General features: G+C 38.5%; 24 protein-coding genes. 2 read left to right on the top strand and 22 right to left on the bottom strand.

The genetic code is table 11. The features are described from left to right. Nucleotides 1-196: 196 nt before the first annotated feature. The 3 genes from RU96_RS04855 to RU96_RS04845 are packed head-to-tail and all read right to left on the bottom strand — an operon-like array spanning nucleotide 197 to nucleotide 3569. Nucleotides 197-1666 carry an ABC transporter substrate-binding protein gene (locus RU96_RS04855; RefSeq protein ID WP_071864412.1) on the bottom strand — a complete coding sequence of 490 codons (1470 nt, stop codon included), beginning with the start codon at nucleotides 1664-1666 and terminating at the stop codon, nucleotides 197-199. Nucleotides 1667-1684: 18 nt separating this feature from the next. Then, nucleotides 1685-2611 (bottom strand): carbohydrate ABC transporter permease, encoded by a 927-nt coding sequence (locus RU96_RS04850; protein ID WP_071864411.1) that lies wholly within the window; start codon nucleotides 2609-2611, stop codon nucleotides 1685-1687. A 13-nt stretch (nucleotides 2612-2624) separates the two neighbouring features. Further along, nucleotides 2625-3569, bottom strand: a complete 945-nt coding sequence (locus tag RU96_RS04845; protein ID WP_071864410.1) for an ABC transporter permease — start codon at nucleotides 3567-3569, stop codon at nucleotides 2625-2627. A gap of 927 nt (nucleotides 3570-4496) precedes the next feature. On the opposite strand from RU96_RS04845, the gene RU96_RS04840 reads away from it, so the two are divergent. Then, entirely contained in the window at nucleotides 4497-6083 is a 1587-nt protein-coding gene (locus RU96_RS04840) for a C39 family peptidase (RefSeq protein WP_071864409.1), read from the top strand. A 148-nt stretch (nucleotides 6084-6231) separates the two neighbouring features. Here RU96_RS04840 and recA read toward each other — a convergent pair whose 3' ends face one another. The 7 genes from recA to yfmF form a co-directional block, all read right to left on the bottom strand. Continuing rightward, the gene (recA, locus tag RU96_RS04835; RefSeq protein WP_071864408.1) at nucleotides 6232-7269 is read right to left on the bottom strand and encodes a recombinase RecA; all 1038 of its coding nucleotides are present in this window, start codon (nucleotides 7267-7269) and stop codon (nucleotides 6232-6234) included. Between the two features lie 205 nt (nucleotides 7270-7474). Beyond that, nucleotides 7475-8716 carry a competence/damage-inducible protein A gene (locus RU96_RS04830; protein WP_071864407.1) on the bottom strand — a complete coding sequence of 414 codons (1242 nt, stop codon included), beginning with the start codon at nucleotides 8714-8716 and terminating at the stop codon, nucleotides 7475-7477. A gap of 135 nt (nucleotides 8717-8851) precedes the next feature. Then, entirely contained in the window at nucleotides 8852-9430 is a 579-nt protein-coding gene (gene pgsA / locus RU96_RS04825) for a CDP-diacylglycerol--glycerol-3-phosphate 3-phosphatidyltransferase (RefSeq protein WP_071864406.1), read from the bottom strand. A 32-nt stretch (nucleotides 9431-9462) separates the two neighbouring features. Next, nucleotides 9463-10380, bottom strand: coding sequence for a helix-turn-helix domain-containing protein (locus RU96_RS04820; RefSeq protein WP_071864405.1), 918 nt, complete (start codon nucleotides 10378-10380; stop codon nucleotides 9463-9465). A 20-nt stretch (nucleotides 10381-10400) separates the two neighbouring features. Continuing rightward, nucleotides 10401-11126: an elongation factor P 5-aminopentanone reductase gene (ymfI, locus tag RU96_RS04815; RefSeq protein ID WP_071864404.1), complete on the bottom strand. Its 726-nt coding sequence runs from the start codon at nucleotides 11124-11126 to the stop codon at nucleotides 10401-10403. Between the two features lie 2 nt (nucleotides 11127-11128). Beyond that, nucleotides 11129-12427: an EF-P 5-aminopentanol modification-associated protein YfmH gene (yfmH, locus tag RU96_RS04810; RefSeq protein ID WP_211269897.1), complete on the bottom strand. Its 1299-nt coding sequence runs from the start codon at nucleotides 12425-12427 to the stop codon at nucleotides 11129-11131. Beyond that, nucleotides 12424-13686, bottom strand: a complete 1263-nt coding sequence (gene yfmF / locus RU96_RS04805; RefSeq protein ID WP_071864402.1) for an EF-P 5-aminopentanol modification-associated protein YfmF — start codon at nucleotides 13684-13686, stop codon at nucleotides 12424-12426. Before yfmF ends, yfmH begins: the two co-directional genes overlap by 4 nt. A 334-nt stretch (nucleotides 13687-14020) precedes the next feature. Between yfmF and mscL the strand changes: the two genes are divergently transcribed. Next, entirely contained in the window at nucleotides 14021-14470 is a 450-nt protein-coding gene (mscL, locus tag RU96_RS04800) for a large conductance mechanosensitive channel protein MscL (protein WP_071864401.1), read from the top strand. Nucleotides 14471-14642: 172 nt separating this feature from the next. Here the strand turns inward: mscL and RU96_RS04795 are convergent, their stop codons facing one another. The 12 genes from RU96_RS04795 to radA all read right to left on the bottom strand — a co-directional run bounded on the left by RU96_RS04795 (nucleotide 14643) and on the right by radA (nucleotide 25077). Beyond that, complete coding sequence (locus RU96_RS04795; RefSeq protein WP_071864400.1) at nucleotides 14643-15077, bottom strand: GNAT family N-acetyltransferase; 435 nt, start codon at nucleotides 15075-15077, stop codon at nucleotides 14643-14645. Nucleotides 15078-15236: 159 nt separating this feature from the next. Beyond that, nucleotides 15237-15539, bottom strand: a complete 303-nt coding sequence (locus RU96_RS04790; protein ID WP_180708219.1) for a Veg family protein — start codon at nucleotides 15537-15539, stop codon at nucleotides 15237-15239. Nucleotides 15540-15614: 75 nt separating this feature from the next. Beyond that, the gene (locus tag RU96_RS04785; protein WP_071864455.1) at nucleotides 15615-16190 is read right to left on the bottom strand and encodes a sigma-70 family RNA polymerase sigma factor; all 576 of its coding nucleotides are present in this window, start codon (nucleotides 16188-16190) and stop codon (nucleotides 15615-15617) included. 97 nt (nucleotides 16191-16287) lie between these two features. Further along, nucleotides 16288-16815, bottom strand: coding sequence for an NYN domain-containing protein (locus RU96_RS04780; protein ID WP_071864399.1), 528 nt, complete (start codon nucleotides 16813-16815; stop codon nucleotides 16288-16290). A 1-nt stretch (nucleotide 16816) separates the two neighbouring features. Further along, the gene (rlmB, locus tag RU96_RS04775) at nucleotides 16817-17722 is read right to left on the bottom strand and encodes a 23S rRNA (guanosine(2251)-2'-O)-methyltransferase RlmB (RefSeq protein ID WP_071864398.1); all 906 of its coding nucleotides are present in this window, start codon (nucleotides 17720-17722) and stop codon (nucleotides 16817-16819) included. Beyond that, entirely contained in the window at nucleotides 17712-18110 is a 399-nt protein-coding gene (locus tag RU96_RS04770) for a Mini-ribonuclease 3 (RefSeq protein ID WP_071864397.1), read from the bottom strand. Before RU96_RS04770 ends, rlmB begins: the two co-directional genes overlap by 11 nt. Then, on the bottom strand, nucleotides 18107-19519 hold the full coding sequence (gene cysS, locus RU96_RS04765; protein WP_071864396.1) for a cysteine--tRNA ligase: 1413 nt from the start codon (nucleotides 19517-19519) through the stop codon (nucleotides 18107-18109). The genes RU96_RS04770 and cysS overlap by 4 nt, the downstream gene beginning before the upstream one ends. Continuing rightward, on the bottom strand, nucleotides 19516-20046 hold the full coding sequence (gene epsC, locus RU96_RS04760) for a serine O-acetyltransferase EpsC (RefSeq protein WP_071864395.1): 531 nt from the start codon (nucleotides 20044-20046) through the stop codon (nucleotides 19516-19518). Before epsC ends, cysS begins: the two co-directional genes overlap by 4 nt. A 345-nt stretch (nucleotides 20047-20391) precedes the next feature. Continuing rightward, nucleotides 20392-21849, bottom strand: coding sequence for a glutamate--tRNA ligase (gltX, locus tag RU96_RS04755; protein ID WP_071864394.1), 1458 nt, complete (start codon nucleotides 21847-21849; stop codon nucleotides 20392-20394). Beyond that, nucleotides 21846-22346 (bottom strand): 2-C-methyl-D-erythritol 2,4-cyclodiphosphate synthase, encoded by a 501-nt coding sequence (ispF, locus tag RU96_RS04750; RefSeq protein WP_071864393.1) that lies wholly within the window; start codon nucleotides 22344-22346, stop codon nucleotides 21846-21848. Before ispF ends, gltX begins: the two co-directional genes overlap by 4 nt. After that, complete coding sequence (locus RU96_RS04745; RefSeq protein ID WP_071864392.1) at nucleotides 22339-23577, bottom strand: PIN/TRAM domain-containing protein; 1239 nt, start codon at nucleotides 23575-23577, stop codon at nucleotides 22339-22341. The genes ispF and RU96_RS04745 overlap by 8 nt, the downstream gene beginning before the upstream one ends. Nucleotides 23578-23706: 129 nt before the next feature. After that, on the bottom strand, nucleotides 23707-25077 hold the full coding sequence (radA, locus tag RU96_RS04740; protein ID WP_071864391.1) for a DNA repair protein RadA: 1371 nt from the start codon (nucleotides 25075-25077) through the stop codon (nucleotides 23707-23709). Between the last annotated feature and the right edge of the window lie 26 nt (nucleotides 25078-25103).

Here is a 25103-nt window from a genome sequence, read left to right as displayed (position 1 = left end):
ACTCCTTTATCTTCATTTACCAAATTTTTATTTCGTTATAAATATAACTATTTGATAATCACAGCTGAAATAACAATCCTGTTATCATCTCAACTTTAACCACCAAATTTTACCATACTTTTCTGATTAGAAAAGTCAGCGATAGCAAATAATCGCAACCGCTGACAATTTCTAAACAAGAATACTTTTAAATTAATTATTTGTTATCTTTCACAAATTGATCCAATTGTTTTTGCATATCTTTTTGTGCATCGTCCCAACCTGCTTTTTTCAATTCAGCAACCATTTCTGGAATAGTTTTTTCAGGGTCGATTGAACCAGTATTTAAGTTTGCTTTATAGCGGTTCATGACGTTCATAATGCTAGATAATTGGGTTTTGAAATTATCTGTTTTAACGTTGAAACCTAAGATTGGTGAAGTTTTAGCATTTTCAATACTTTCATCACGTTCTTTGATTTGTTCGTCTGTAATTGTATCTTGCGTGTATAAAATCATGTTGTTACCAGTGTTCCAAGCGGCCATGTGTTCGTTTGGTTTGTAGCCGTCTAGTAATTTCAACTTGTCATCGCCAACTTTTTCCCAAGCTTTGCCTTCAACACCGTAAACTAAACCGTTTAATAATTCAGGATCAGTGTTTAACAAGTTTAAGAATTCAACTGCTTTTTCTTTGTTTTTAGAAGTATTGGAAACAACAAAGTTTGCCATTTGCGCTTGACTTGTCGTTTTCAATTGTTGTGTTAACGGACGTGAAGTTAAATCTTGTTGTGCAGCATTACGTAAAATTGTATCGCCGTAATCCATTGGTCCTTGGGTTTCTTCCCGCATAAACCAAGTGTTACCTTCTAATGGGAAGCCAGTTGTGTTAGTAGCTGCATCAGTTGGAATTAAACCTTCTTTGTACCATTCATGCAATGTTTTCAAGTTGTCTTGGAATTCTTTGTCTTCATATTGGTTAATAATTTTTGGTGCACCTTCAGCATCTAGACGAACCGCAAATGGATAGTCTTTTCCTAATGGGAAGTCCATGTTTGAAGAAGCGTTAAAACTTTGACCAATTGCAAAAGCAGCAATATTTGGTTCTTTTTCATGGAATTGTTTCAATACTTCAGTGGCTGATTGATAAGATCCGTCTACTTTTGAAATATCCAAGTTATATTTTTTCACGTATTGATCGTTAAAAGTTAAAACTTGTTGTGCCCACGCATTGCCATAAACTGGAATTGCGTATAATTTGCCGTCTACTTCATTACCTTTTTTGTACATTTCAGGTAATTGATCCATATAATCTTTGGCATATTTTTGTGATAATTCGGTTAAGTCAGCAAAAGCGCCTTTTTGGGCATTGGCAACATATTGATAAGCAAACGCAATATCATAACTTTCACCAGAGTTAATGATGGTTGGCATTTTCTTATCCCAATCGCCCCACCCAATATATTGTAAGTCGACGGTTACACCAATTTTTTCTTTAATGCGTTTGTTGGCAATCTTCATTAATTCATCGTAATTTTCTGGTTTGTCCCCGACTTGATACATTAATAATGTTTTTGAGTCGCTACTTGATCCTGAGTCTGATGAAGCATCTTTTTGGCTACCACAAGCAGCTAACCCTGCTGTCATCAATGCCAATGCACTGACACCTAGCACTTTTTTCCACGTTTTCATTACTTCTCCTCCACTCTCTTATTCTTTCACTCCGCCGATTGTCAATCCGCCGACAAAATATTTTTGGAAAAACGGATATGTCAATGCGATCGGTAATGTTGAAACCACAACGATTGCCATGCGGGCAGATTCTGAAGGTAACGCTGCAAGTCCACCTTGGATTTGCGCCCCCATGCCTGCATTTTTGGCTAGAAAATCCAAATTACTTTGAATTTTCATCAATAAATATTGCAAAGGTACCAAGTTGTCATTTTGAATGTAAAGTAATGCGTTAAACCAGTCATTCCAATAACCTAAAGCGGCAAATAAACTAATCGTCGCAATCCCTGGTACTGCTAAAGGTAAGACAATTTTTGTAAAAATTCGTAATTCTGTTGCCCCATCAATCCGAGCCGATTCAATAATACTATCTGGCACTGTTTTAATAAAGAAAGTACGCATCACTAAAATATTAAAAGGTCCCAATGCCATCGGTAAAATCAATGCCCAAATTGTATCTTTTAAATAAAGCATGTTGCTGACAATTAAGTACGTTGCTACCATCCCTGGTGTGAAAAGCATCGTCACTAAAGCAAAAACTGTAAAGAAGCGACGGAAAGGAAAATTCGATCGCGAAATCACATACGCATAAAGTGATGTCATGGTAGCATTTACCACTGTCCCTAAAACCGTTACAAAAATCGTTACGCCAAAAGCACGGAAGATTTTTGAACTCATTTGGCCAGCAAAAATGTAAGAATACGCTGCGGTTGAAAATTCTTTGGGCCAAAAACGATAGCCTAATTCTGCTAGTGAATGTTCTTCTGTCAGTGAGATCATCACAACAAAGAAAAACGGTAACACACATGAAATTGCAAATAACGCAATCAAGATATTAAAGATAATATTAACTGTGGGACTAAAGGAACGAATTTCCACTTTTGAAACTTTTTCTTTTTTACCCATGTGTCGCTCCTCCTTAGAATAATGCTGAATCTGGTTCGATTCGACGAACCACAAAGTTTGTGCCTAATAATAAAATTGCCCCGACCACTGATTGATACAAACTAGCGGCTGAAGACATCCCAATGTCCCCTGTAGCGGTTAAGCCGTTATAGATGTAAGTATCTAAAACTGACGTTACTTGGTATAACGCACCATTATTTCGTGGCAAGTTATAAAACATCCCAAAATCTGCTCTAAAAATACCGCCGATGTTTAAAATCAACAAGACCATCATCATTGGGACAATTTGTGGAATGGTAACATTTTTAATTTGTTGCCATTTAGAAGCCCCATCCACCATTGCAGCTTCATAATATGTTGGATCAATCCCCATCACAGAAGCATAGTAGATGATACTGTTATAACCTAAGCTCTTCCAGACATTCATGACAACAAAAATTAGCGGCCACCAAGTTGGATCTGTATACCAGTTCACTGGGTTTTTACCATGGTTGGTTAACCACAAATTGAAAATCCCTTTATCTGGGCTTAAGAAGGCGTATAAGAAGTAACCGATTACAACCCAAGATAAAAAGTAAGGTAAAAGAGACATCGTATGATACACTTTCACCAATTTTTTGTTCCGTAATTCACTCATAATAATTGCAAAAGCAATCGCGAAAAATAAGTTAAAAGCTAAGAAAACTACGTTGTAAGCAATCGTATTACGGGTAATCAGCCAAGCGTCTTTTGAAGCAAATAAGAATTTGAAATTCTCAAAGCCAACCCACTTACTCGTTACCAAACTGTCAATAAAGCCATTTGGTGAAATGTGGAAATCTTTAAACGCCACCACATTGGCAAAGACTGGTATATAAAAGAAAAAGATAAACCAAACAAAACCCGGCAACGCCATTAAAATCAAAGCCTTATAGCGCCATACATTTTGCCAAAAGCCCACTTTTTTTCTTTTCTTCATCTTTAGACCTCCTTATGTTTTTCTGCATAGAAGACAACGCTTGTCACCTTCCTGACGTAGTAATAATACCGCTTTCAATTATAAGAAGTAAGAAACAAACTTTAGATAAGATGCAACAAATTTTAGAAAAGATATATCTTTTTTATAGGAAAAGCAAAATGAACTCGTTTAGCTCTCAAGCAACAAGATGGAATTTTAATAAATTGCTCCTCAAATTTCTTCAAATTTCAGCTTATTGCCGTAGAGAGTTCGTTCATTTTGCTAGACACCGAGAAAAGCTAAAGGCAGCGGGTAGCTCTTTGGAAAAATATCAGAAATTCGCTNAGAGAGTTCGTTCATTTTGCTAGACACCGAGAAAAGCTAAAGGCAGCGGGTAGCTCTTTGGAAAAATATCAGAAATTCGCTTTCTGGTGCTTTTTACCAGAAACTAATTTTTGAATTTTTCCCGAAGAGTTGCTGCATGTGCTAGACAATAGAAAAAGCAAAATGAACGTGTTCAACTCTTTAGCATTAAGGCGGAATGATATGAAATTGTTCCTCAAATTTCTTATCATTTCGACTTAATGTCGCTAAGAGTTCGTTCATGAAGCTAGATTATAGGAAAAGCAAAATAAACTCGTTTAGCTCTCAAGCAACAAGATGGAATTTTAATAAATTGCTCCTCAAATTTCTTAAGATTTTGGCTTATTGCCGTAGATAGCTAGTTCATGAAGCTGGATCAATAAGAAAAGCTAAATGAACTCGTTTAGCTCTCAAGCAATAAGACGGACTCGGAATAAAATGACCACTAATTAAATTGTCGTCTCAATAAAGATATATCTTCTATATAAATATATAGACATGTGGATGATTTTTATTTTCCGTATGTTTAAAGCAGGTGTATAATAACAACTGTTTGAAAACACGGTAAAGGTTGGAGTTAAGAAAATGAAAAATAAGAAGATGTTTTTAAGTGGTTTGTTATTATTAATCGCCCTAAGCCTGGTTCCTATGTCAACTCAAGCAAAGACAATAGAGTCAACCAGCAGTAATGATTCTTTTACACAATCTAGTAGTCCCGATAGTAATAGTAGTTTTGAAAGTAGCTCCGTTGGAAGTGGTAGCTCTACTCCACTAGCTACAATTTCTACTGCAGAACAAATTACAGCAAATTCTACCGGTAAAGAAAAAGTCAGTCCACTAATTAAAACAACGACAGTAGTAAAAAATGAACCGCAAAAAAATAGTACTACCAAATCCGTTGTTAAAAAGATAGTGGCAAGTAGTCCCGTCAAGGCAAAAGGAGCAAATTTTTACATTCAAATTACCAATAAGAACTACACCATTTGGTCAAATTTTTCTTGGCATAAACGCGCGGTTAGCGCCAGTTATATCAATACATTATTGCATGTAAAAGTTGTTTATCTTCACCAAAATGGAGCTACCTACTACTCTTTATATAATAATCAAGATAAATGGGTTGGCTATTTGAATGCTGATGCAACCAAAAAAGTTCCCATCCAAGGTTTATGGCATGCCACCACAAAATATGTCACCGTCACGAAGCCGACTTGGACAATATGGAATAACTTTAACGGTCAATCTAAATATAAAGCCGCTACACTTAATAATCGCGTTGTAAAAGTAAGTGGCTACTACAAACATTTTAACGGTGCGACTTATTACTCACTTTATGATAATAACAATAAGTGGCTAGGCTATTTCAATTCAAGTGGCGTGAAAGAAGTGGCCCCACAAGGTTATTACCACAGTTTAAATAAATACGTTAAAATCACTAAAAATTGGACAGTCTGGCGCAACTTTAGTTGGCAATTCAAAAGTTCGGCCAATAGCATCGCTAAGCAAACAATTCTCGCTAAAGGTTATTATCACCACTTTAACGGAGCAACATATTATTCTTTATACAATTCAAAGGGAATGTGGTTAGGCTATATTAATAGTAGCGCTACTGTAATTACAGCTGCTCCTAAGCCTGACAAAGTAGTTTTATTGGGTGTCCCTTTTATCAACCAAGGTAATACTATGTTATGTGAAGGTGCCTCACTGCTAGAAGCACTACATTATAAAGGAATTGCGACAAAACAAAATTTAATGACTTTTGTCAAATCGATGCCAGTTTCGCCTAACAATAATCCCAATAATGGCTTTTCTGGCGAATGGCGACATAACGTTAATGGTACGTATCAAGGTATGAATCCTACACCAGTAGTTAAATGGGGGAATAAAAATGGGGGTAAGTTAGTAAATCAGACTGGCGCTACCGTTCAAACGTTGAAAAATGAAGTAGCAAACCAAAACCCAGTTATCGTGTGGGTTACTTATGCTTTTGAGCCAGCTGAACATAAACACCTTTTTTGGGGTGATGCGATTTGGAATCGCCATGTTGTTACTATGGATGGTTATAAAAATGGTTTTTATCATGTCGTTGATCCCGTCTTCGGACCAAGTTGGATTACGGCAAAAAACTTTGAGACAGCATATAACGTTTCCCATTTAGCTGTTAGTGTTCGTTAATACAGGTATTTCTCCCCAAACCATTTTCTTTCAATAAATTCTACTAAAAAGATGTCATAAACGTATGCAGTAACAAAGAATACGTTTTTGCAAAAAAATAAAAAATAAAAAAAAGGTTGCGATAAAAATTTATCACAACCTTTTTTAATTAATCTAAAGGTAACTCTTCTTGAGCTTTTTCTGGAACTTCACTGCCATCGCCAATCCCATAAGCTTCCCGCACACGAGTGGAGATTTCTGCTTTCATTTCAGGATGTTCTTTCATATAGTTTTTGGCGTTATCACGGCCTTGGCCGATACGATCGCCTTGATAAGAATACCAAGCACCACTTTTATCAACGATATCTTGTTCAACGGCCATATCCAAAAGCTCGCCTTCTTGTGAGATACCTTGACCATACATTAAGTCAACTTCAGCTACCTTAAAAGGTGGCGCAACTTTATTTTTAACGACTTTGATTTTCGTTCTATTCCCAATAATATCGGTACCTGATTTTAATTGTTCAGCCCGACGAACTTCAAGACGGATTGTTGCGTAGAATTTCAACGCGCGTCCACCAGGAGTTGTTTCAGGATTACCAAACATGATACCGACTTTTTCACGAATTTGGTTAATAAATACTGCGATTGTTTTGGTTTTATTAATTGAGCCAGAAAGTTTACGCAACGCTTGTGACATCAAACGTGCTTGTAACCCGACGTGGGCGTCCCCCATCTCACCATCAATTTCTGCCCGTGGTACTAAAGCGGCAACGGAATCGACGACGACAATATCAATCGCACCACTGGAAACCAAAGCATCCGCGATTTCTAATCCTTGTTCACCGGTATCTGGTTGTGATAGTAATAATTCATCAATATTAACGCCTAATTTTTGTGCATATAATGGATCTAAAGCATGTTCAGCATCAATAAAAGCTGCTGTCCCGCCATTTTTTTGCACTTCTGCAATGGCGTGTAAAGCAACGGTTGTTTTACCAGAACTTTCAGGGCCGTAGATTTCAACAATCCGTCCCCGTGGATAGCCACCCACACCTAAAGCAACATCTAATGCAAGTGAGCCACTTGGAATCGTAGAAACTTGTTGATCTGCCTTTTCTCCTAATTTCATTACGGCACCTTTACCGTAGTTTTTTTCAATCTTTTTTAATGCAGCATCCAAAGCTGCTTTGCGATCATCTGCCAAATAAATTCCCTCCATTATCTTTCATCTAGAAAAAAGCTTCAGCTGGTGAAGCGACACAATCTAAAAAATAAAAACACAGCAACTACTAAGAGAATTATCTCTTAATTACTGTTTAATAATAGCCTTTCTATCTAAAAAAAGCAAGAAAAAGCGAACGTATTTTCGCATATTAAAGGATATTAATCTTTTGTTCGTATTTGTCTTTTTATTGGGCCAAAACAGCGCGACGCAATAAATCTAATCCTGCCATTACAGCACTATGACGTACATAACTTCGATCTCGTGTGAAGTGATACAAATGGGCAACAACGCCTTTTTCACTAGCTAAACCAATCCAAACCGTACCGGCTGGTTGCCCTTCTAATTCATTAGGACCGGCGACACCAGTAAAACTTAAAGCGTAGTCTGCGCCTACAATCGCTCTGGCATTTTGCGCCATGGCTTTGGCACAGGTTTCACTAACCACACCATTTTCTGCGAGTAAAGCAGGATCAATTTGCAATAATTTTTCTTTTTGTTCTTTGGCATACGTTACAAAACCACCACTAAAAATTTCGGAGGCACCACTGACATTTGCCAACGTCCCTTGAAAGAGACCGGCAGTTAAACTTTCAGCTGCGGTGACACTGCAACCTTTTTCTTGCAATAATTTCACGACAACTGCTTCTAGAGAATTTTCCTCGCCGTAGCCGTAAAAATATTCTCCCACCTCCTCTTTAATTTTAGCTTCTGTTTCATCTAATAATTTTTGTCCACTCTTTTCATCGTCTGTTTTAACCGTTAAGCGCAACGTCACTTCGTTGGGCTTGGCATAAGGGGCGATGGTAGGGTTCGTTTGCTTTTGGATGAGCGCAGCTAATTGCGTAACGAGTTTTGATTCGCCAATGCCGTAAAAGCGCAAGACCCGAGAAATTAATTGTTCTTGTTGTGGAAATTTTTCTTGTAGTAGTGCTTTGCCATGATGCAAAAACATCGGGCGCAATTCAGATGGTGGACCAGGTAAAAGTAAAAAAGCAGTAGTTGGACTTTGATAAAAAATACCAACTGCAAGCCCGGTTTCATTTGGTAAAGCGATTCCGTCTTTAAAAACCAATACTTGCCTTAAATTATTTTCTGTCATTTCTCTTTTGGCACGGGTAAAAAAAGCCTCTAATTCTTTACGTCCATTTGAATCTTCAACTAAGCGTTGACCTACGTGAGCAGCGACGACGTCTTTTGTTAAATCATCTGTTGTAGGTCCCAAACCACCACATAAAACAACAAGATCACTGCGACGATCTGCGATTTTTAATAAGCTTTCTAACCGTGTAGGATTATCTCCCACCACGCTATGATAATAGACTTCAATGCCTAAATCTGCTAATTCTTCAGAAAGAAAAGTGGCATTTGTATTGACAACTTGACCGAGTAAAATTTCTGTTCCGACAGCGATAATTTCAGCTTTCATTTTATTTCCTCACTTTCATATACGCAGTTACGTAAAAAAACAACGAGGTGCTGCAAAATTAAATTCATTTCACAGCACCTCATTTTAATAGGGGAGCAATTCAATAAACTTTCCCCGCGTATTATTTTAGATTATTTACATAGAACCTTTAAAGACAGCCGTATTTTTAGCAAAATAATCCACACCTGAATAAATCGTAAAGATTAAGCAAGCATAAAGTAAAATCTGATCGACTGGAATTCCGATTAAATTAAACGGAATATTATTTAAAAATAGGAAAATAATTGCGAGCATTTGCGTCGCTGTTTTAACCTTCCCTGGCCAAGCGGCAGCCATTACTTCGCCACCTTCAACTAATAATAAACGCAGTCCCGTTACCGCTAATTCCCGACAGACGATAATGGCTACAACCCAGCCGGGAGCTTTGTTTAAATCTACTAGTAAAATAAATGCGGTCATCACCAACATTTTATCTGCTAAAGGATCAGCAAATTTGCCGAAATTTGTCACTAAACCTTGGGCACGGGCAATGTGACCGTCTAACCAGTCTGTGAAACTTGCACCAGCAAAAATGATTGCAGCGACTAAGTGGGTTACAGGTAACACAGTAGTCCCTACAGTTAGCGTACCAAAATCTAGCGGCAAAACTAAAATCAAGATAAATAGTGGAATCATACAGATTCTAATCACCGTCAACTTATTGGGTAAATTCAATTGAATAATCTCCTTTTCTACTTTAAAACTGCCTAATCTGCTTTTTGATATGCAATGTTTAATGTCACATTTTTTCGTAAGGAAGGAATATTAGGATCAGTATAGTTTAAATCTTTGCTATTGGCTTTAATTGTCAAATTGCCACTTGCTCCTAAAACAATCGTAGCATTTGTAGCACCTTCAGGCAAAGTTGTTGACTGCGTTTCACCTGCTTGTAAGGTATATTGATAAACATAGCCGTTATTCACTAACACCCCAATCCAACAAGGACCATTGGCACTACCAATAAAGTCTAATTTAATGGGCGCTTTTGCATCGGTCAAACTAAAAACAGCATCACTTTGCGTATTGCTATCTAATTTAACGGCCATTTCTTTTTCTTTTGTTGACTCAGTGGTTGATTCTTCAGTCGTACTTTCTGTCTGTTTTTTAGACTCAGAGGTCGATTCAGAAGCTTTAGTCGAACTTTGCGTTGCCAGTTGTTCAACCGTGACCGAAGAATTCGCTGCAATTAGCGCATCTTGGTTATTGCGATCTTGCCACGTCATATAAAATACGATTACTACAATCACAAGAGCTACTAAACCAAAGAAAATAACCGGTAGCAGTCGCATAATGGGACTACCCGTTTCTTCTTCGACATGTAGTGATTTCCTTGAGCCTTGGACAGTTTCTGGTTGCGGTCTTTTAGGCGGTGGCGGTGTTAAAGATTCTTTCCCCGCTAAAACAGCCACTAATTTTTCCCCATCTTCTCCTACTGCTTGGGCATATTGCCGGACAAAAGCGCGCACATAAAAAGAACCCGGTAGCGCCTCAAAGTCACCACTCTCAATTGCTTCTAAATAGCGTTTTTGTATTTTAGTTATTTGTTGCAATTCATCTAATGAAATATTTTTATTTAAACGGGCTTGCCGTAATCTTGCGCCGATAGTTGTTGCTTCATTTGCCACTTACACATTCTCTCCAGTCTTTATTGCAGCCAGCCTCCTGTTACAGGAATCGTCGCACCAGTAATATACTGAGCGTCTGATTGAAACAAAAAAGCTACGACTGCCGCGATTTCCTTGGCGTATGCTAGTCTTCCTAGCGGGATTTCTTCTGTTAATTGTTTTAATTCAGCAGGTGACCAAGCTGCGTTCATTTTTGTTGCTACTGCTCCTGGGGCAACGCAATTGACGGTACAGCCGTTAGCGGCGACCTCTTTTGCATAGGCGTTAACAAAACTTTGTTGCGCCCCTTTAACCGCACTGTAAACAGTCTCTAAGCTACTGCCGGCTAAACCATAAACCGAACCGACAAAAACAATTCTTGGTCGGCTAGAACGCCGCAATTTTTCTTCTAAGCCCTGCAAAATAAGCAGCGGCGTTTCCAAGTGAATTTGCCACAACTGACGCATATCTTGTTGCGTATGTTCACAAAGCAAACCATATTTGGTAAAACCGGCGGCAAAAACAATGCCGTCCACTTGAAATAAATTCGCCAAAAATGACGGAATAGCAGGGGTTTCTAGCATATCTAAGCATACCATAAAAAAATCTTGCTGGGGATAGGTTTCCTTTAAGTCGCTAACAAATTTTAATACTTTTTCTTCATGGCGATAATAGTGACAATATAATGACCAACCATCTTTGGCTAAGGCACGACAAATAGCTTCGCCAATATCACCACTAGCTCCCATAATAAGCGCGCTTTTCATGCTTAATCCTCCTTAGGATACATGAAAAATTCACTCAGCGCCTCTTCTTTTATTAAACGCTGACCACAAGTATAAATATCTTCTAAAGTGATCGATTGAATAATCTCTGGCAAATCAAAAAGCGTTAAGTCACCAAACAAATTTTGATTGAATTGATTGGCGATATACTCTAAAGAATTCAAAGACTGGAAGAATTTGCCTAGCATACGTTTTTTCAATAAGTTTAAATTGGCTTCATTAATTTCTGGATCTTTACCGTAGTTTAATAAAATGGCGGTTACAGCTTTTGTCAGCTCTTTTGGATTATCACTATCGCCACCAAAATCAGCAAAACAAAAAGTCCGATCTAAATTAAATTCATAACCAAAAGTATCATCAATCACACCGGCATCATATAAATTCAAATAATTTTTAGAGGTGGTGCCTAAAAGGAGTTGCCACAATAAACTAGCAGCGGTTTTAAAACGCAACAGCTCACGATTATCCTGTGGTAAATCTGCCGTCAACATCTTTAAGCCCAAAATCCCTTTTGCCCGTGTCACCGGCATTTCTAAGCGATCAGACTTTTTAATATCTGTCAGTGTTTCAGCCGGAAATTCCCGTTTGATTGACTGGGGAATTGGAAAATCTTTGGCAGCTTGATTGGCTTTAATTAAGGCCATGATGCTTTCAGGCTCAATATTCCCCACTACGAACAATTTCATGTTACTGGGATGATAAAAAGTGTGATAGCACGTATACAAATCTTCTGCTGTAATTTCATCAATACTTTCCACCGTGCCAGCAATATCAATGTGAAGTGGGTGTTTGGGATACAAATTGTTAATGATGCCAAAAAATTGACGCCAATTAGGATCGTCTTGATACATTTGAATTTCTTGGGCGATAATTCCTTTTTCTTTATTGACACTTGCTTCGGTAAAATAAGGTTCTTGGACAAAATCCAGTAAAGTTGTCAGATTTAATTCAATATTATCTGTCGCCGAAAAAAGATAACTGGTTTTAGTAAAACTGGTAAAGGCATTGGCAGAAGCCCCTTGTTTGCCAAAATCTTGGAAAACGTCACCTGTTTCTTTTTCAAATAATTTATGTTCTAGAAAATGGGCAATGCCATCAGGGACAGTAATAAATTCTTCTTGACCAAGGGGAATAAAACGGTTGTCAATTGAGCCATAATCGGTGGTAAAAAGACCATAAGTTTTGTGATAGCCAGGTTTTGGTAATAAATAAACAGTTAAACCATTCGGAAGCACTTCGCTATATAAGATTTCGTTAATTTTTTCATATACTTTTTTCATTATGACTCACTCCTTTCCAAACAATAAATTGCTTTTAGTTTGACTGATAATGCAATCTTCTTTACCGCTTCAATACTTACTTCATCAATACCAGCAATAAAGGCTTCTTCAGACATCTTAGTATGCGGTAACCACAAATCCAAATAAGCATTTTCCATTAAAGCTTGCGGGTTATCAAGAGAAAGTAGATATTGGTTTTTTAACATCGCTTTTGTTTGCGCCAACTCTTCTTGTGTAACTTCTCCTTGGCATAAGCTTTCTAACTGTTCATTAATCAAATGCAAAACCGCTTCTCTTTTTTCTTGATCAATTCCCGTCTGAACTTTTAACAAACCGCGAAATGAATCAAAAGAAGAAGAAGCGTAATAAGCCAAACTTTCTTTTTCTCTGACGTTCATAAATAATTTAGAGTGGGGAAATCCACCAAATAAACCATTAAAAACCATTAAAGCAAAACGGCTGGGATCACCGTAATACGTATCGATTTGATAAGCTAAATTCAATTTAGCTTGAATGACTTGGTCGTATTCAACGTGTTCGTTAATAATATTGCTGTGACTTTGCGTAAAGATAATTTCCGGTTTGACCCGCTCACTATTTAAAAAAGGCATTTGGGCAAAAATTTCTTGTACGTTTTTTGGTTCCACATCGCCAATTACAAAAATATCAACGTGGTCTTCATTTAGCATCTTTTGGTGGACTGCCACTAAATCTGTTGCGGTTAAGTCTTTTGCAGTTGCTACGGTGCCAAAGCTTGGAACTTTTTGATCGGCATCATTTTGGAAAAATAATTCTTGGAGGCGTAAAGAAGCATAAGTTTGCTTATCTTCTTTCATACTCTTTAAATAAGCAAGTAAATTTTCTTTTTCAGTAGCAAATGTTTTTTCATCAAAAGCGCCATCTTTTACATTGGGGGCAAATAAAATCTCTTGTAAAAAAGCCACCGCTTCGTTTAAAAGATTCTCATTACCAACATAACTGCCATTAACAAGTGACATCCCCACATTCACTTGGTGCAGATTGCCTTTTTTGGCTACACTGACACCAAAACTCGCACCATAAAGTTCGGCTAATCGCGTACTTAATTCATTTTGAGTGGGGTAGTTTAAACTGTTGGTTTCTAATAAGCTAGTCAACAAAGTACGGGCTGCTGCCGTTTTTTCACTATGACGGGCTGAAAAACGGATTAAAATCCGGGTTGTCTTATACTTTTTCGTTGGTATCACTTCAAGATTGATACCTTTGCCTAATTCAACTGACATATAGATACTCCTTATCAAATAATTTTTAGCTGTCAATTACAAAAAACTGCAATTTTTATTGTTGCTTTTTTTGATTTAAAAAATAATACTTCCCGCAAAATGGGAGAAAGTAAAATTAACTAGCTGTAACAAGACATCACTCTAATTATAGCATAGCCCTTAGCTAAACATTGATTTTACGCCTATTTATCCTTTTGTTTCATATTATTTCAAATATTTAAAAATCTTCGTTATACTAATTTTAGTAATCCGCATTTTCATGCAGATTTTTCGGACCAAGTGAAAATTTTATGGCATTACTTTTGATTACCATAAAAAGAAAGGGGTAAAACAGATGATTAAAGAATTTAAAGAGTTTTTAATGCGGGGGAATGTCTTAGACCTAGCCGTTGGTGTTGTAATCGGGGGTGCTTTTACAAGCATTGTCAATCAAGTCGTTGAAGGTTTAATTACACCACTGATTGGACTAGTTGTTTCTTTGTTTACCAAAAAAGGCGACTTGGACTCAGCTATGAATGTTTTAGACGTGCGCATTAACGGTGTCAAATTCGAATTTGGTAGTGTTGTGAGTGCTATTATTACCTTTATTATTACTGGTTTTGTCTTATTTATCATTGTAAAATTTGCCAACCGTGCTAAAGAACTGCGGCATAAAGAAGAAGTCGAAGAAGAACCAGAAATTACTGCTGAAGACTATTTAAAAGATATTCGCGATTTACTAGAAGCCCAAGGTGGACCTGCAGCTAAAAAAGCGCGTGAAGACCTAAATAACTCTGAATACTAATAAGATACACAAGTAAAAAACCTTGGCCAAAAGGCATGATTCATGCGCTGTGGTCAAGGTTTTTGTTAGGATTAAAATTTATCGGACAATTTATAAATGCTAATTTACCATTTATAAGTTGCCCGCATGAGTAACTCTTTACTTCTCTTATTTGCTTTTATCAAAGTGAAATTTATGCAAGCTCCATATCAATATGGGGAATATCATCTTCTAAATACACTTCTGAAATCGCTTGAAAGCCAAATTCACCATAAAAATCTTGTAAATAAGCTTGGGCGCCGATGACAACTTTTTGATTGGGAAATTTTTCGGCAATGACTTCCAACGTTTTGGCTACGACTTTTTTACCTAAGCCGGTTTTGCGAAATGCTTTTGTGACCAACACGCGACCAAAATGTACTGTCTCATTTTCACTGTAAATTCGCGTATAAGCGGCAATTTCACCATTTTCACTTAGAAAATACGTATGCAAAGCTACTTCGTCTGTTTCATCAATCTCTTGGTAGGGGCAGTTTTGTTCCACTACAAAAACAGCTACCCGCTCTTTTGCAATTTGATAAAATTCTTTAGTTGTTAGTTCGTTGAAATTTTTTACAATATATTCCATTTGGTCACCTCTTTTTTATTACCACTTACTTTAGTTGCTGCGTTTGAAATACTTTTGTAAATTGCAGACGCTCACTTTTTTGCTTACTTTGAAGGCTCTAAAAAAGCCCGCTGACAGAATATAAAAAATACGAAAGCTCAGTTGAGCCTTCGTAATTTTTTATATTGTTTCTCCTAAAAATTCGATTTCGACAGTTCGTGTCAAAACATCCGAGTAACTGTAGGAAACGCGTTCAAAGGAATTTTCTTCTGGATCTAAATCAACGACGAAAACAGAAGGGTACGTTTCAGTTAGAATCCCTTTGCGTTCGGTTTGACGTTTACGACCAGTTTGAGCTACCAGCATGATTTCACTGCCGATACGACATTCTAAATCTTTTTTGATAGAAGCTAAAGTTGTTGGCATCGCATTCACCTCGTCTACCATTATATCACATTTTTCTGAAAATTTCAAGTTTATCATAAATTTTTTGTCGTTTCAATAGCGAATTTTTCGTTATTTTTTTACTTTTTAAAAGATGCTATTTTCAAAAAAATTTCAACTAATAATTTTCACATATTTGCGTAATTTTCGCCGCGCACGTTCTAATGCACAAGAAATTTTTTGATAACTAACGGCAGTTTTATAGGCATAATAGTCTAGGTGTTCTCCTCTTAAATAAGCTTTTAATACATCCGCTTCCAATCCTGATAACAAACGAAAAGTCTCCCACAACCCCTCTTCTAAAAGGAGCTGTTCTTCTGCCAAAACGATACTTTCGTTATAGGCAACTAAAAAATCCGGACCTTCTTGTGCAATTTTTTCCTCCAGTGAGATTGCTTCTACCATTCCTTTTCTTTTATACGCTCCTTGTTTTCGCAGTTCACTTTTTATTTTATTTTCAAAATTGGTTTTAAAAAAGGTGCCAAAAGACACTCCGCGGCTCCTATCGTAGTAATAGAGGGAATAAAAGAAACTAATGCGACCTTCTTGCAGCCAGTCATCATAATCAAAGTCGCGCAAATAATAGCGCCCCATCACCTTATAAATTACGGGCCGATACTCATAAAAAAGGCGGTCAAAAACTTCCATCTGGGCCAAAACTGCTTGGGGGTTAAAATCTGTTGAAATCATTTTAATGCCTCCTCCCAAAGTCTCTTGCTTTTTGACTGTACCACGAAAAAAAGCCCAACCAGTTTCATCTGATGGGCTAATTCGCAACACAATTTTTTTAACTCTTTTTACTTAGTTCCTGTAGTTTTTGCTGTAAATCAGCAAGTTGTGCTTCATTCCAAGGGGAGTTGCGGCGAAAATTCGTAAACTTTAAATCCTCTTGATGTTCTGAAATTAATTTATTAGTTTTTTGCACCGCCTTATACAACTCACGAGCAGAAGTTCGTAAGGCTCCTTGCGAGAAGACTACCCACTGTTCTGCTAAATCACTGGTTGCTACAGTCACCTGCGTTAAGGCATTATTCAACTCACCGGCGACACGTTCGATGTAGCTGTCTGCGGTTTCTCCTTCTTCGGTGAAAATAACTTGCAGTTGATATTTGGTATAGCGCTGTGTAATTCCTGGTACAAACTGGGCATCAAAAACGACGATAATCTCCAAACCTTCGTATTTGGCATAATTTGACAGCAAACTAAGCAATGTTTCTCTGGCGTCTTCTAGTTTTTCAGCTTTTTTTAACGACACAAGTTCTGGCCAAGCGCCAATCATATTATAGCCATCAACAATCAATAGTTGTTTTTTCACACTATTCACCTGCCCGTTGGCTGAAAGCCTGATAAATCAAAAGGCCACTTGCAACACTGGCATTTAAACTTTGGACGTGCCCTACCATTGGAATGGTTAAAAGTTCATCGACGGCTTTCATTAAGCCAGCACTCATTCCTTTACCTTCATTGCCAATAATTAAACCAATTTTCCCTTTGGCGTTCCACTGGCGGTAATCTGTGCCTTCCATTGCAGTCCCAAAAATCCAAAAGCCTGCTTCTTTTAATTGTTGGACAGCTTGGCTTAAATTTGTGACCCGTGCAATTGGCATATATTCGACGGCACCAGTAGAAGTTTTAACGACAATCGGTGTAATCCCGACTGCACGATGTTTTGGTATAATCACGCCATCTACGCCAGCCGCATCCGCTGTCCGTAAAATAGAGCCAAAATTATGGGGATCTTCTAAGTTATCTAAAATTAAATAAAAAGGATTTTCTTTTTTGGTACTTTCTAGTAGTTCAGTAAGAGACAAATATTCATAAGGTGTGATTGCTAAAACCATGCCTTGATGAACCCCACTGTCACTCATCGTATCTAGCTTGCTTTTTGGTACCCATTTGACTGGGACAGCTTGTTCTGTGGCTAAAGTTTTCAATCCTTCGATTTTATCGCCTCTGGCATCTTCTGCTAAAAATAATTTATTCCCTCGACCAGCTTTTAACGCTTCGACTACGGCATGATGACCAAAAACAAAATTCTCATTTACTTCTGTTACGGCCTCGTTTTCTACATTATCATTTTTTACATTGGCTTTAAAATCAGCGTGTTTTTTATGACGCGGATTGCCTTTTTCAGCGAAGTTTTTGCCACGGCGATTTTTATCATTTGCGCCATAATTTGTCCGCTGCTTTTTAGTCGCTTTGTCTGCTCGTTTATTTGCCATTTGTTTCACCTACTTTCTTGATACACCAGTCTATTAGCTCTTCTAAGCGTTCTTGTCGTTTGGTGAGGTGCAGATAGCCCATTAAAGCCTCAAAGCCTGTCGCAATGCGATACGTGGTAATATCAGCATTTTTCGCACTCGTGTGACTTTTACTATTACGTCCGCGGCGATAAAACAGTTCTTCGTCTTCTGATAAAATTTCTGCCGTCAACATTTCATTCATTAAGAAAGCTTGGGCTTTTGCCGAAACATAGTGGGTCGCCTGTTTGTGTAATTGATTGGGCCTAGTTTGACCAGTAGCAACCAAATAATCACGAATATAAACTTCATAAATCGCATCGCCTACATACGCTAGTGCTAAACCATTTAATTGTGTGTAATCTCTCATGCTTCTCTTCTCCAACGGGTACCTTGGGCAGTATCTTCCAAGATAATCCCTTGTTCTTTTAATTGATCGCGAATTTCATCACTACGGGCAAAATCTTTATTTTGGCGCGCTTCTATTCTTTCACTGATTAATTTTTCAATATCTTCGTCTAATAACTCATTACTAATAAAATAAATCCCAAAAACAGCTAGCCAAGCGTGTAATTTTTCAGTAGCTGCATCTAAAACAGCTTTTGATACTTCACTTTGTTCAGTATAAGTATTCAGCCATTTTGCTAATTCATAAAGCACCGTTACACCATTTGCGGCATTAAAATCATCATCCATTTCTGTAACGAAACGATTTTCCAGTTCCGCTAATTCTGCCAATTTGACCGTATCAGTTGGTAAAGTTGCTTGAGCAGTTGTTAAATGGAAGTTCGCATTTTCACTGGCTGTTTTTAAGCGTTGCAAGTTATTGGCAGCGTCTTTTAAAGTCGCTTCACTGTAACGAATCGGGCGTCTGTATTGGGTTGTCGCCATAAAAAAGCGCAATACTTGTGGATCAACTTTTTGAATTAAATCATGCACGGTCACAAAATTCCCCAATGACTTACTCATTTTTTCATCATCCTCACCGATTGTCACATAACCATTATGCATCCAATAATTGGCGAAGGTGTGGCCTGTTTTGGCTTCACTTTGAGCAATCTCATTTTCATGGTGAGGAAATTCCAAATCTTGACCACCGCCGTGAATATCAATGGTGTCTCCTAAATGTTTGGTCGCCATTACCGAGCACTCAATATGCCAGCCCGGACGGCCCAATCCCCACGGAGAATCCCAAGCGATTTCTTCTGGTTTGGCGCTTTTCCATAAAGCAAAATCTAAAGGGTCTTCTTTAACGTCTTGTTCTGCACCTGTTCTTTGACTAGCGCCAACTTCTAATTCATCAATCGACTGATCACTTAATTTACCGTAATTTTCAAACTTACGAGTCCGATAATAAACATCACCATTTGCTTCATAAGCAAACCCTTTTGCCACTAAAACCGAAATAAAGTCGATAATATCTGGAATATGGTCCATTACTCGCGGATGTAACGTTGCGGGTTCGACATTTAAAGCATTAGTATCTTCTTCAAAAGCGTGAATAAAACGCTCAGCTACTTCTGGTGCGGTTACGCCTAACTCTTTGGCGGCACGAATGATTTTGTCATCGACATCGGTAAAATTGGAAACGTAATTGACCGTAAAACCGCGGTATTCAAAATAACGCCGAATCGTATCAAAGGCAATCGTACTTCTCGCATTGCCGATGTGAATGTAATTGTAGACTGTCGGACCACAAACATACATCCGCACTTTGCCTGCTTCAATTGGTTTAAACTCTTCTTTTTGTCGTGTCATGGTATTATATATCTTAATCATACTTCAACCTTCTTTCCTGCAATTCGCACAACTTTCGCTGGGATTCCTACTGCCGTTGCATCATCTGGAATATCTTTTAAAACAACTGCCCCTGCCCCAATTTTGGCATTTTTACCCACCGTCACCGGGCCTAAAATTTGAGCGTTCGCTGAAATCATCGCTCCTTGTTTGATCGTAGGGTGCCGTTTACCGGCTTGTTTTCCGGTACCACCTAGTGTGACCCCATGAAATAAAACGACGTCATCGCCGACTTCTGCCGTTTCGCCAATCACAACACCCATGCCGTGATCGATGAACACACCGTCGCCGATTTTGGCGCCAGGATGAATCTCAATGCCCGTTAAAAAGCGTTGAAATTGGGAACTGATTCGTGCCCATAAAAACAGCTTGTGATTGTATAAAAAATGTTCAAAGCGATGCCAAAACAAAGCATGAATACCCGGATAAGTCAAAATAATTTCCAATGTGTGGCGGGCCGCCGGATCATTTTCCTTGGCTGCTTGAATCGCACGTCTCCCCCATCCCATCGTGTCACATCCTTTTTTATATTAAGATATTTTAGTAGCTATTAATAAAAAAGCGCCCTTTAAATAAGTTTCCTTATTTAAAAGACGCTTTTGGCGTGGTTCCACTTTCATTTGACCCAATTATAAAATTGGTTCCTCAAGAGTGGGTAACGTCCACAAAACGGCATAAAGCTAGCTCCTAGGTGCATTTCCTGCTTCATCTCAGTTACTTTCCACCAGCTTAGTAACCTCTCTTTAGAAAATCCCGCAGTACTTCGTCTAATCAACGCCTATTTATTTAATTAAACCTCATGCTTTTACCAAATTCCAATCGTTTGCTGATTAAAACTTCCTGTAAACAGAGTTTTATAAAACTTGTTCTAGGTGAGCTAAAGCTTTTTCTTTGCCTAAAAGTTCAACAGTATCTGGTAATTCTGGGCCATGAGTTTGGCCTGAAACAGCGACGCGAATTGGCATAAATAAGTTCTTGCCTTTAACGCCTGTTTCTTTTTGTACTTCTTTAATCGCAGCTTTTACGCTTGGGGCATCCACTGTATCCATTGCTTCAAGTTTTGCTTTAAAAGCAGACAAGACTTGCGGCACTGTTTCGCCAGCTAAAACTTCTTTTGCTGCATCGTCTAAAACAGGATGTTCAGTAAAGAAGAGTTCAGATAATTCCACGATTTGAGCAGCATAACTCATTTGTGGTTGATACAAGGCCACGATTTTTTTCACCCGTTCTAGTTCTTCAGCAGATAAATCTGCGGAGATGCGACCTGCTTTTTGCAAATATGGTAAGCACATTTCTACTAAAACGTCTAAGTCCATCGCTTTAATGTAGTGGTTATTTACCCATTCTAATTTTTTGGCATCAAAAGCCGCAGGTGATTTACTTAAACGGTTCGGATCAAACATCTTAATTAATTCATCTTGGCTAAAGATTTCATCTTCTCCCACTGGTGACCAACCAAGTAAAGCAATAAAGTTAAACATTGCTTCTGGCAAGTAACCTAATTCGCGATATTGTTCGATAAATTGTAGGATTGATTCATCCCGTTTGCTTAGTTTTTTACCTGTTTCAGAGTTAATGATTAAGGTCATGTGACCAAATTCTGGCGCTTTCCAACCAAAAGCATCATAAATCATTAATTGTTTTGGTGTATTGGCGATATGGTCATCCCCGCGCAAAACGTGGGTGATTTTCATCATATGATCGTCGACTGCTACGGCGAAGTTGTAAGTTGGCATGCCGTCGCGTTTTTGAATCACAAAGTCGCCACCAACATTATCTGATTCAAAAGAGATTTCCCCTTTGACCATGTCGTGAAATTTGAATTCTGTGTTTTTTGGTACACGGAAACGAATCACAGGTGTTAAACCTTGCGCTTCTTTTTGCGCTTGTTCTTCTGGTGTTAAATGGGCACATTTACCAGAATAATGCGGCATTTCACCACGGGCACGTTGCGCTTCTCGTTCTGCTTCTAATTCTTCTGGCGTGCAGTAACATTTATAAGCACGGTTAGAAGCTAACAGTTGATCGATTAATGGTTGGTAAATTTCAGCTCTTTCTGATTGACGATAAGGGCCGTATTCACCCGGATTTGCAGGAGATTCATCCCAGTCCATCCCTAACCATTTCAAATTATCTAACTGACTTTTTTCTCCGTCTTCAATATTGCGTTTGGTATCCGTATCTTCAATGCGGATAATGAAATCTCCGCCGTTGTGGCGGGCAAATAAATAGTTAAATAGCGCAGTTCTGGCATTACCAATGTGTAAATGTCCAGTTGGGCTTGGTGCGTAACGCACGCGAATTTTCGTCATCTAATCGCTTCCTTCGAATTATTTTCAAGTAGGGTAACAGCCATTGCCGCAATTGCTTCATTGCGACCAACAGGCCCTAATTGTTCCATTGTTGTGGCTTTAATACTAAGCTGATTTTCTTCTAACTGACAAATTTCACAAAGCACTCGCCGCATTTTGGGAATAGAGTCCGCAAGTTTGGGCTGTTCAGCTAGAATTGTACAATCAATATTGTGAATAGTAAAGCCAAGCGACCACGCTTTTTGTAAAACTATCGCCAATAAGTGAGTCGAATCGGCATTTTGTACCGTTGCAGCAGTAGCTTTAAACATCTGACCAATATCGCCTAAACCTGCAGCACCTAAAATGGCATCGATAATTGCATGGGTTAAGCAATCCCCATCGGTTACACCTGCAAGTCCCAGGTTGTCAGGATGAAAAACAGTGACGCCGCCTAAAATGAGTGGCCTGTTTAAAACTAAAGGATGTAAATCATAACCTTGACCAACTCTAAGCATTCTTACGGCCTTTATTCCGATTTTTTTGATTCCCATTTTGCTGGTTTTGTTTCTGATTGCTATTATTTTGCGTATTGTCACTACTTTCTGCTTGCTCTAAACCAGTTGCTGTAGTTTCTGGTTTCACATCATCAATACCCCGCCCTGAATGTGCTGGCTTGGCAAAAATCATACGTCCAGCTGCTGTTTGAAGTGCGCTAGTCACTACGACTTTAATACGTTCATTCATATAATGTTGGCCGTCTTCAACTACGACCATCGTACCGTCATCTAAATAAGCAACCCCTTGTTGGCGTTCTGTTCCGGCTTTTACTAATAAGACATCCATAGTTTCCCCTGGAATCACTACTGGTTTTACAGCATTTGCTAGAGCATTAATATTTAAAACTGGCACATTTTGAAACTCCGCTACTTTGTTTAAGTTGTAGTCATTGGTGACGACAACGCCATCTAAAAGTTTGGCTAACTTCAATAATTTGCTGTCGACTTCTTGAATATCTTCAAAATCACCGTCATACATTTCTACTGAGATATCTTCTTCTTTTTGTAACGCGTTTAAAATATCAAGGCCGCGCCGTCCTCGTACCCGTTTTAGACTATCCCCAGAATCGGCAATATATTGCAATTCATACAAAACAAAATTCGGAATTAAAATCGTACCTTCTAAAAAGCCAGTTTTAGCAATGTCATAAACGCGCCCGTCAATAATGACACTTGTATCTAAAATTTTATAACGGTGAAAAGTATCCCCTGCTTTACGCTCTAAAATCTGTTGTTGGGTTTCGTCATTTTTTTTCGATTTGGGAGTAAAGATCTTTTTCCACTCGTCAATCCGCGTCACCCCAACTTGGAAACCAAAATACCCCAATAAAATCATCACGAAAAAGGGCATAAAGCTAGTCACAAATGGAATGTTCAAATTATATAAGGGAATGGAGATAATCATCCCAATCATCAACCCAATAATGGTACCAATTGCCCCAAAGAGCAGATAGGTTAAACTAATTTCACTCAATTTTTTCTCAATATAAGACAATCCAGCTGAAATATACCGTTCCAATACCAACGCGAATAAAAAGAAAATAATTGCGCCAATCAAAATGTTGGTAAAGGGGTTATTTAGCCACTGGTTGCCAGTTAAGCCAATCGTATCCCACGCCATGGGTAAAAATGAAGCCCCCAAGCTAGCGCCAGCTACGACCATTAAAACAATAATGATCCGTCGTTGCATAACAAAACTCCTCCGATTTTTTGCTGCTAAATAGAAAAGGTAACTGGGAAAATAGTGCTAATTTTTGTAGCTCCTATTATCTTTTCTATTTAGCGCGATAAGACTACCTGTTAAAACTAATTTAGCTATTTAGCCAAAAACTTTTTTTAATGTTTCAGCCAGTGTCGCCACGCCAACAACTTGAATCCCTTTTGGCGCTTGCCAACCATTCAAATTATTTTTTGGTAGATACACTTTAGTAAAACCTAATTTTTGTACTTCTTTGACCCGCTGCTCAATATTGGAAACGCGGCGGATTTCACCGGTCAAACCAATTTCACCAATAAAACACTCAGTTGGACTAGTTCCTTTTTCTTTGTAACTAGACGCAATGGCAACTGCGACTGCCAAATCAATCGCCGGTTCATTTAATTTCACGCCACCAGCCGCTTTTAAATACGCATCCTGATTTTGCAACAATAACCCAGCGCGTTTTTCTAACACGGCCATAATTAAAGAAACGCGATTAAAATCAAGGCCGGTTGTGGTCCGTTTGGCATTACCAAACATCGTTGGTGTGACAAGCGCTTGAATTTCGACTAAAATTGGGCGACTGCCTTCCATCGCTACGACAATGGCTGAACCCGTAGCACCAGCTAAACGCTCTTCTAAGAAAACTTGCGACGGATTGGCCACTTCATGAAGACCATCTTCGTGCATTTCAAAGATACCAATTTCGTTAGTGGAACCAAAACGATTTTTTACTGCCCGTAAAATCCGGAAAGTATGATGCTTTTCTCCTTCAAAATACAAAACCGTATCCACCATATGCTCTAACATCCGCGGTCCAGCAATGGAACCTTCTTTGGTCACATGCCCAACAATAAAAATCGCAATTCCATTGGACTTGGCAATTTTTAACAATTCCGCGGTAGTTTCTCGAACTTGGGAAACACTGCCTGCCACACTGGTCACATCAGGCTGCGTCATAGTTTGAATAGAGTCGATGATGACGTAATCTGGTGCCAGATTTTCAATTGCCCGCGAAATTTCGTGCATATCGGTTTCCGCGTACAAATAAAATTCGGTTTTAATCGAACCTAAGCGCTCGGCCCGCATTTTAATTTGTTCGGCACTTTCTTCACCGGAAACATACAAGACTTTACCGCCAGATTCTGCCAGTTGTTGGGACACTTGTAAAAGCAAAGTCGATTTCCCGATCCCTGGATCACCACCAATTAAAACCATTGAACCCGGAACCACCCCACCACCTAAAACGCGATTTAATTCCGCTAATTTCGTTTTAACGCGGGGTTCTTTTTTGGGGATGACATCGGCGATTTTTGTGGGCTTGGTTTTTTCACCAGTTAAACTCGTCCGAACACGGCGATCAGTGGTATCTTGAATGACCACTTCCACCATTGAATTCCAGCTGCCACAGTTGGGACATTTACCGAGATATTTTGGTGAAATATAGCCACAATGTTGACATTCAAATTGGACTTTGGGCTTTTTTGCCACAACTATCCCTTCCTTTATTTTAGCAC

The sequence above is a fragment of the Enterococcus canintestini genome, from assembly GCF_001885735.1.
Taxonomy (GTDB): Bacteria; Bacillota; Bacilli; order Lactobacillales; family Enterococcaceae; genus Enterococcus_C; species Enterococcus_C canintestini.
This window is presented reverse-complemented; position numbering and strand designations above follow the sequence as displayed.

Excerpts from the sequence above, each read along its gene's own strand:
- RU96_RS04855 (WP_071864412.1), bottom strand. The coding sequence starts at position 1,666 with ATGAAAACGTGGAAAAAAGTGCTAGGTGTCAGTGCATTGGCATTGATG.
- RU96_RS04850 (WP_071864411.1), bottom strand. The coding sequence starts at position 2,611 with ATGGGTAAAAAAGAAAAAGTTTCAAAAGTGGAAATTCGTTCCTTTAGT.
- RU96_RS04845 (WP_071864410.1), bottom strand. The coding sequence starts at position 3,569 with ATGAAGAAAAGAAAAAAAGTGGGCTTTTGGCAAAATGTATGGCGCTAT.
- RU96_RS04840 (WP_071864409.1), top strand. The coding sequence starts at position 4,497 with ATGAAAAATAAGAAGATGTTTTTAAGTGGTTTGTTATTATTAATCGCC.
- RU96_RS04830 (WP_071864407.1), bottom strand. The coding sequence starts at position 8,716 with ATGAAAGCTGAAATTATCGCTGTCGGAACAGAAATTTTACTCGGTCAA.
- ymfI (WP_071864404.1), bottom strand. The coding sequence starts at position 11,126 with ATGAAAAGCGCGCTTATTATGGGAGCTAGTGGTGATATTGGCGAAGCT.
- yfmF (WP_071864402.1), bottom strand. The coding sequence starts at position 13,686 with ATGTCAGTTGAATTAGGCAAAGGTATCAATCTTGAAGTGATACCAACG.
- mscL (WP_071864401.1), top strand. The coding sequence starts at position 14,021 with ATGATTAAAGAATTTAAAGAGTTTTTAATGCGGGGGAATGTCTTAGAC.
- RU96_RS04795 (WP_071864400.1), bottom strand. The coding sequence starts at position 15,077 with ATGGAATATATTGTAAAAAATTTCAACGAACTAACAACTAAAGAATTT.
- RU96_RS04790 (WP_180708219.1), bottom strand. The coding sequence starts at position 15,539 with ATGATAAACTTGAAATTTTCAGAAAAATGTGATATAATGGTAGACGAG.
- RU96_RS04785 (WP_071864455.1), bottom strand. The coding sequence starts at position 16,190 with ATGATTTCAACAGATTTTAACCCCCAAGCAGTTTTGGCCCAGATGGAA.
- rlmB (WP_071864398.1), bottom strand. The coding sequence starts at position 17,722 with ATGGCAAATAAACGAGCAGACAAAGCGACTAAAAAGCAGCGGACAAAT.
- RU96_RS04770 (WP_071864397.1), bottom strand. The coding sequence starts at position 18,110 with ATGAGAGATTACACACAATTAAATGGTTTAGCACTAGCGTATGTAGGC.
- cysS (WP_071864396.1), bottom strand. The coding sequence starts at position 19,519 with ATGATTAAGATATATAATACCATGACACGACAAAAAGAAGAGTTTAAA.
- epsC (WP_071864395.1), bottom strand. The coding sequence starts at position 20,046 with ATGGGATGGGGGAGACGTGCGATTCAAGCAGCCAAGGAAAATGATCCG.
- gltX (WP_071864394.1), bottom strand. The coding sequence starts at position 21,849 with ATGACGAAAATTCGCGTGCGTTACGCACCAAGCCCAACTGGACATTTA.
- ispF (WP_071864393.1), bottom strand. The coding sequence starts at position 22,346 with ATGCTTAGAGTTGGTCAAGGTTATGATTTACATCCTTTAGTTTTAAAC.
- RU96_RS04745 (WP_071864392.1), bottom strand. The coding sequence starts at position 23,577 with ATGCAACGACGGATCATTATTGTTTTAATGGTCGTAGCTGGCGCTAGC.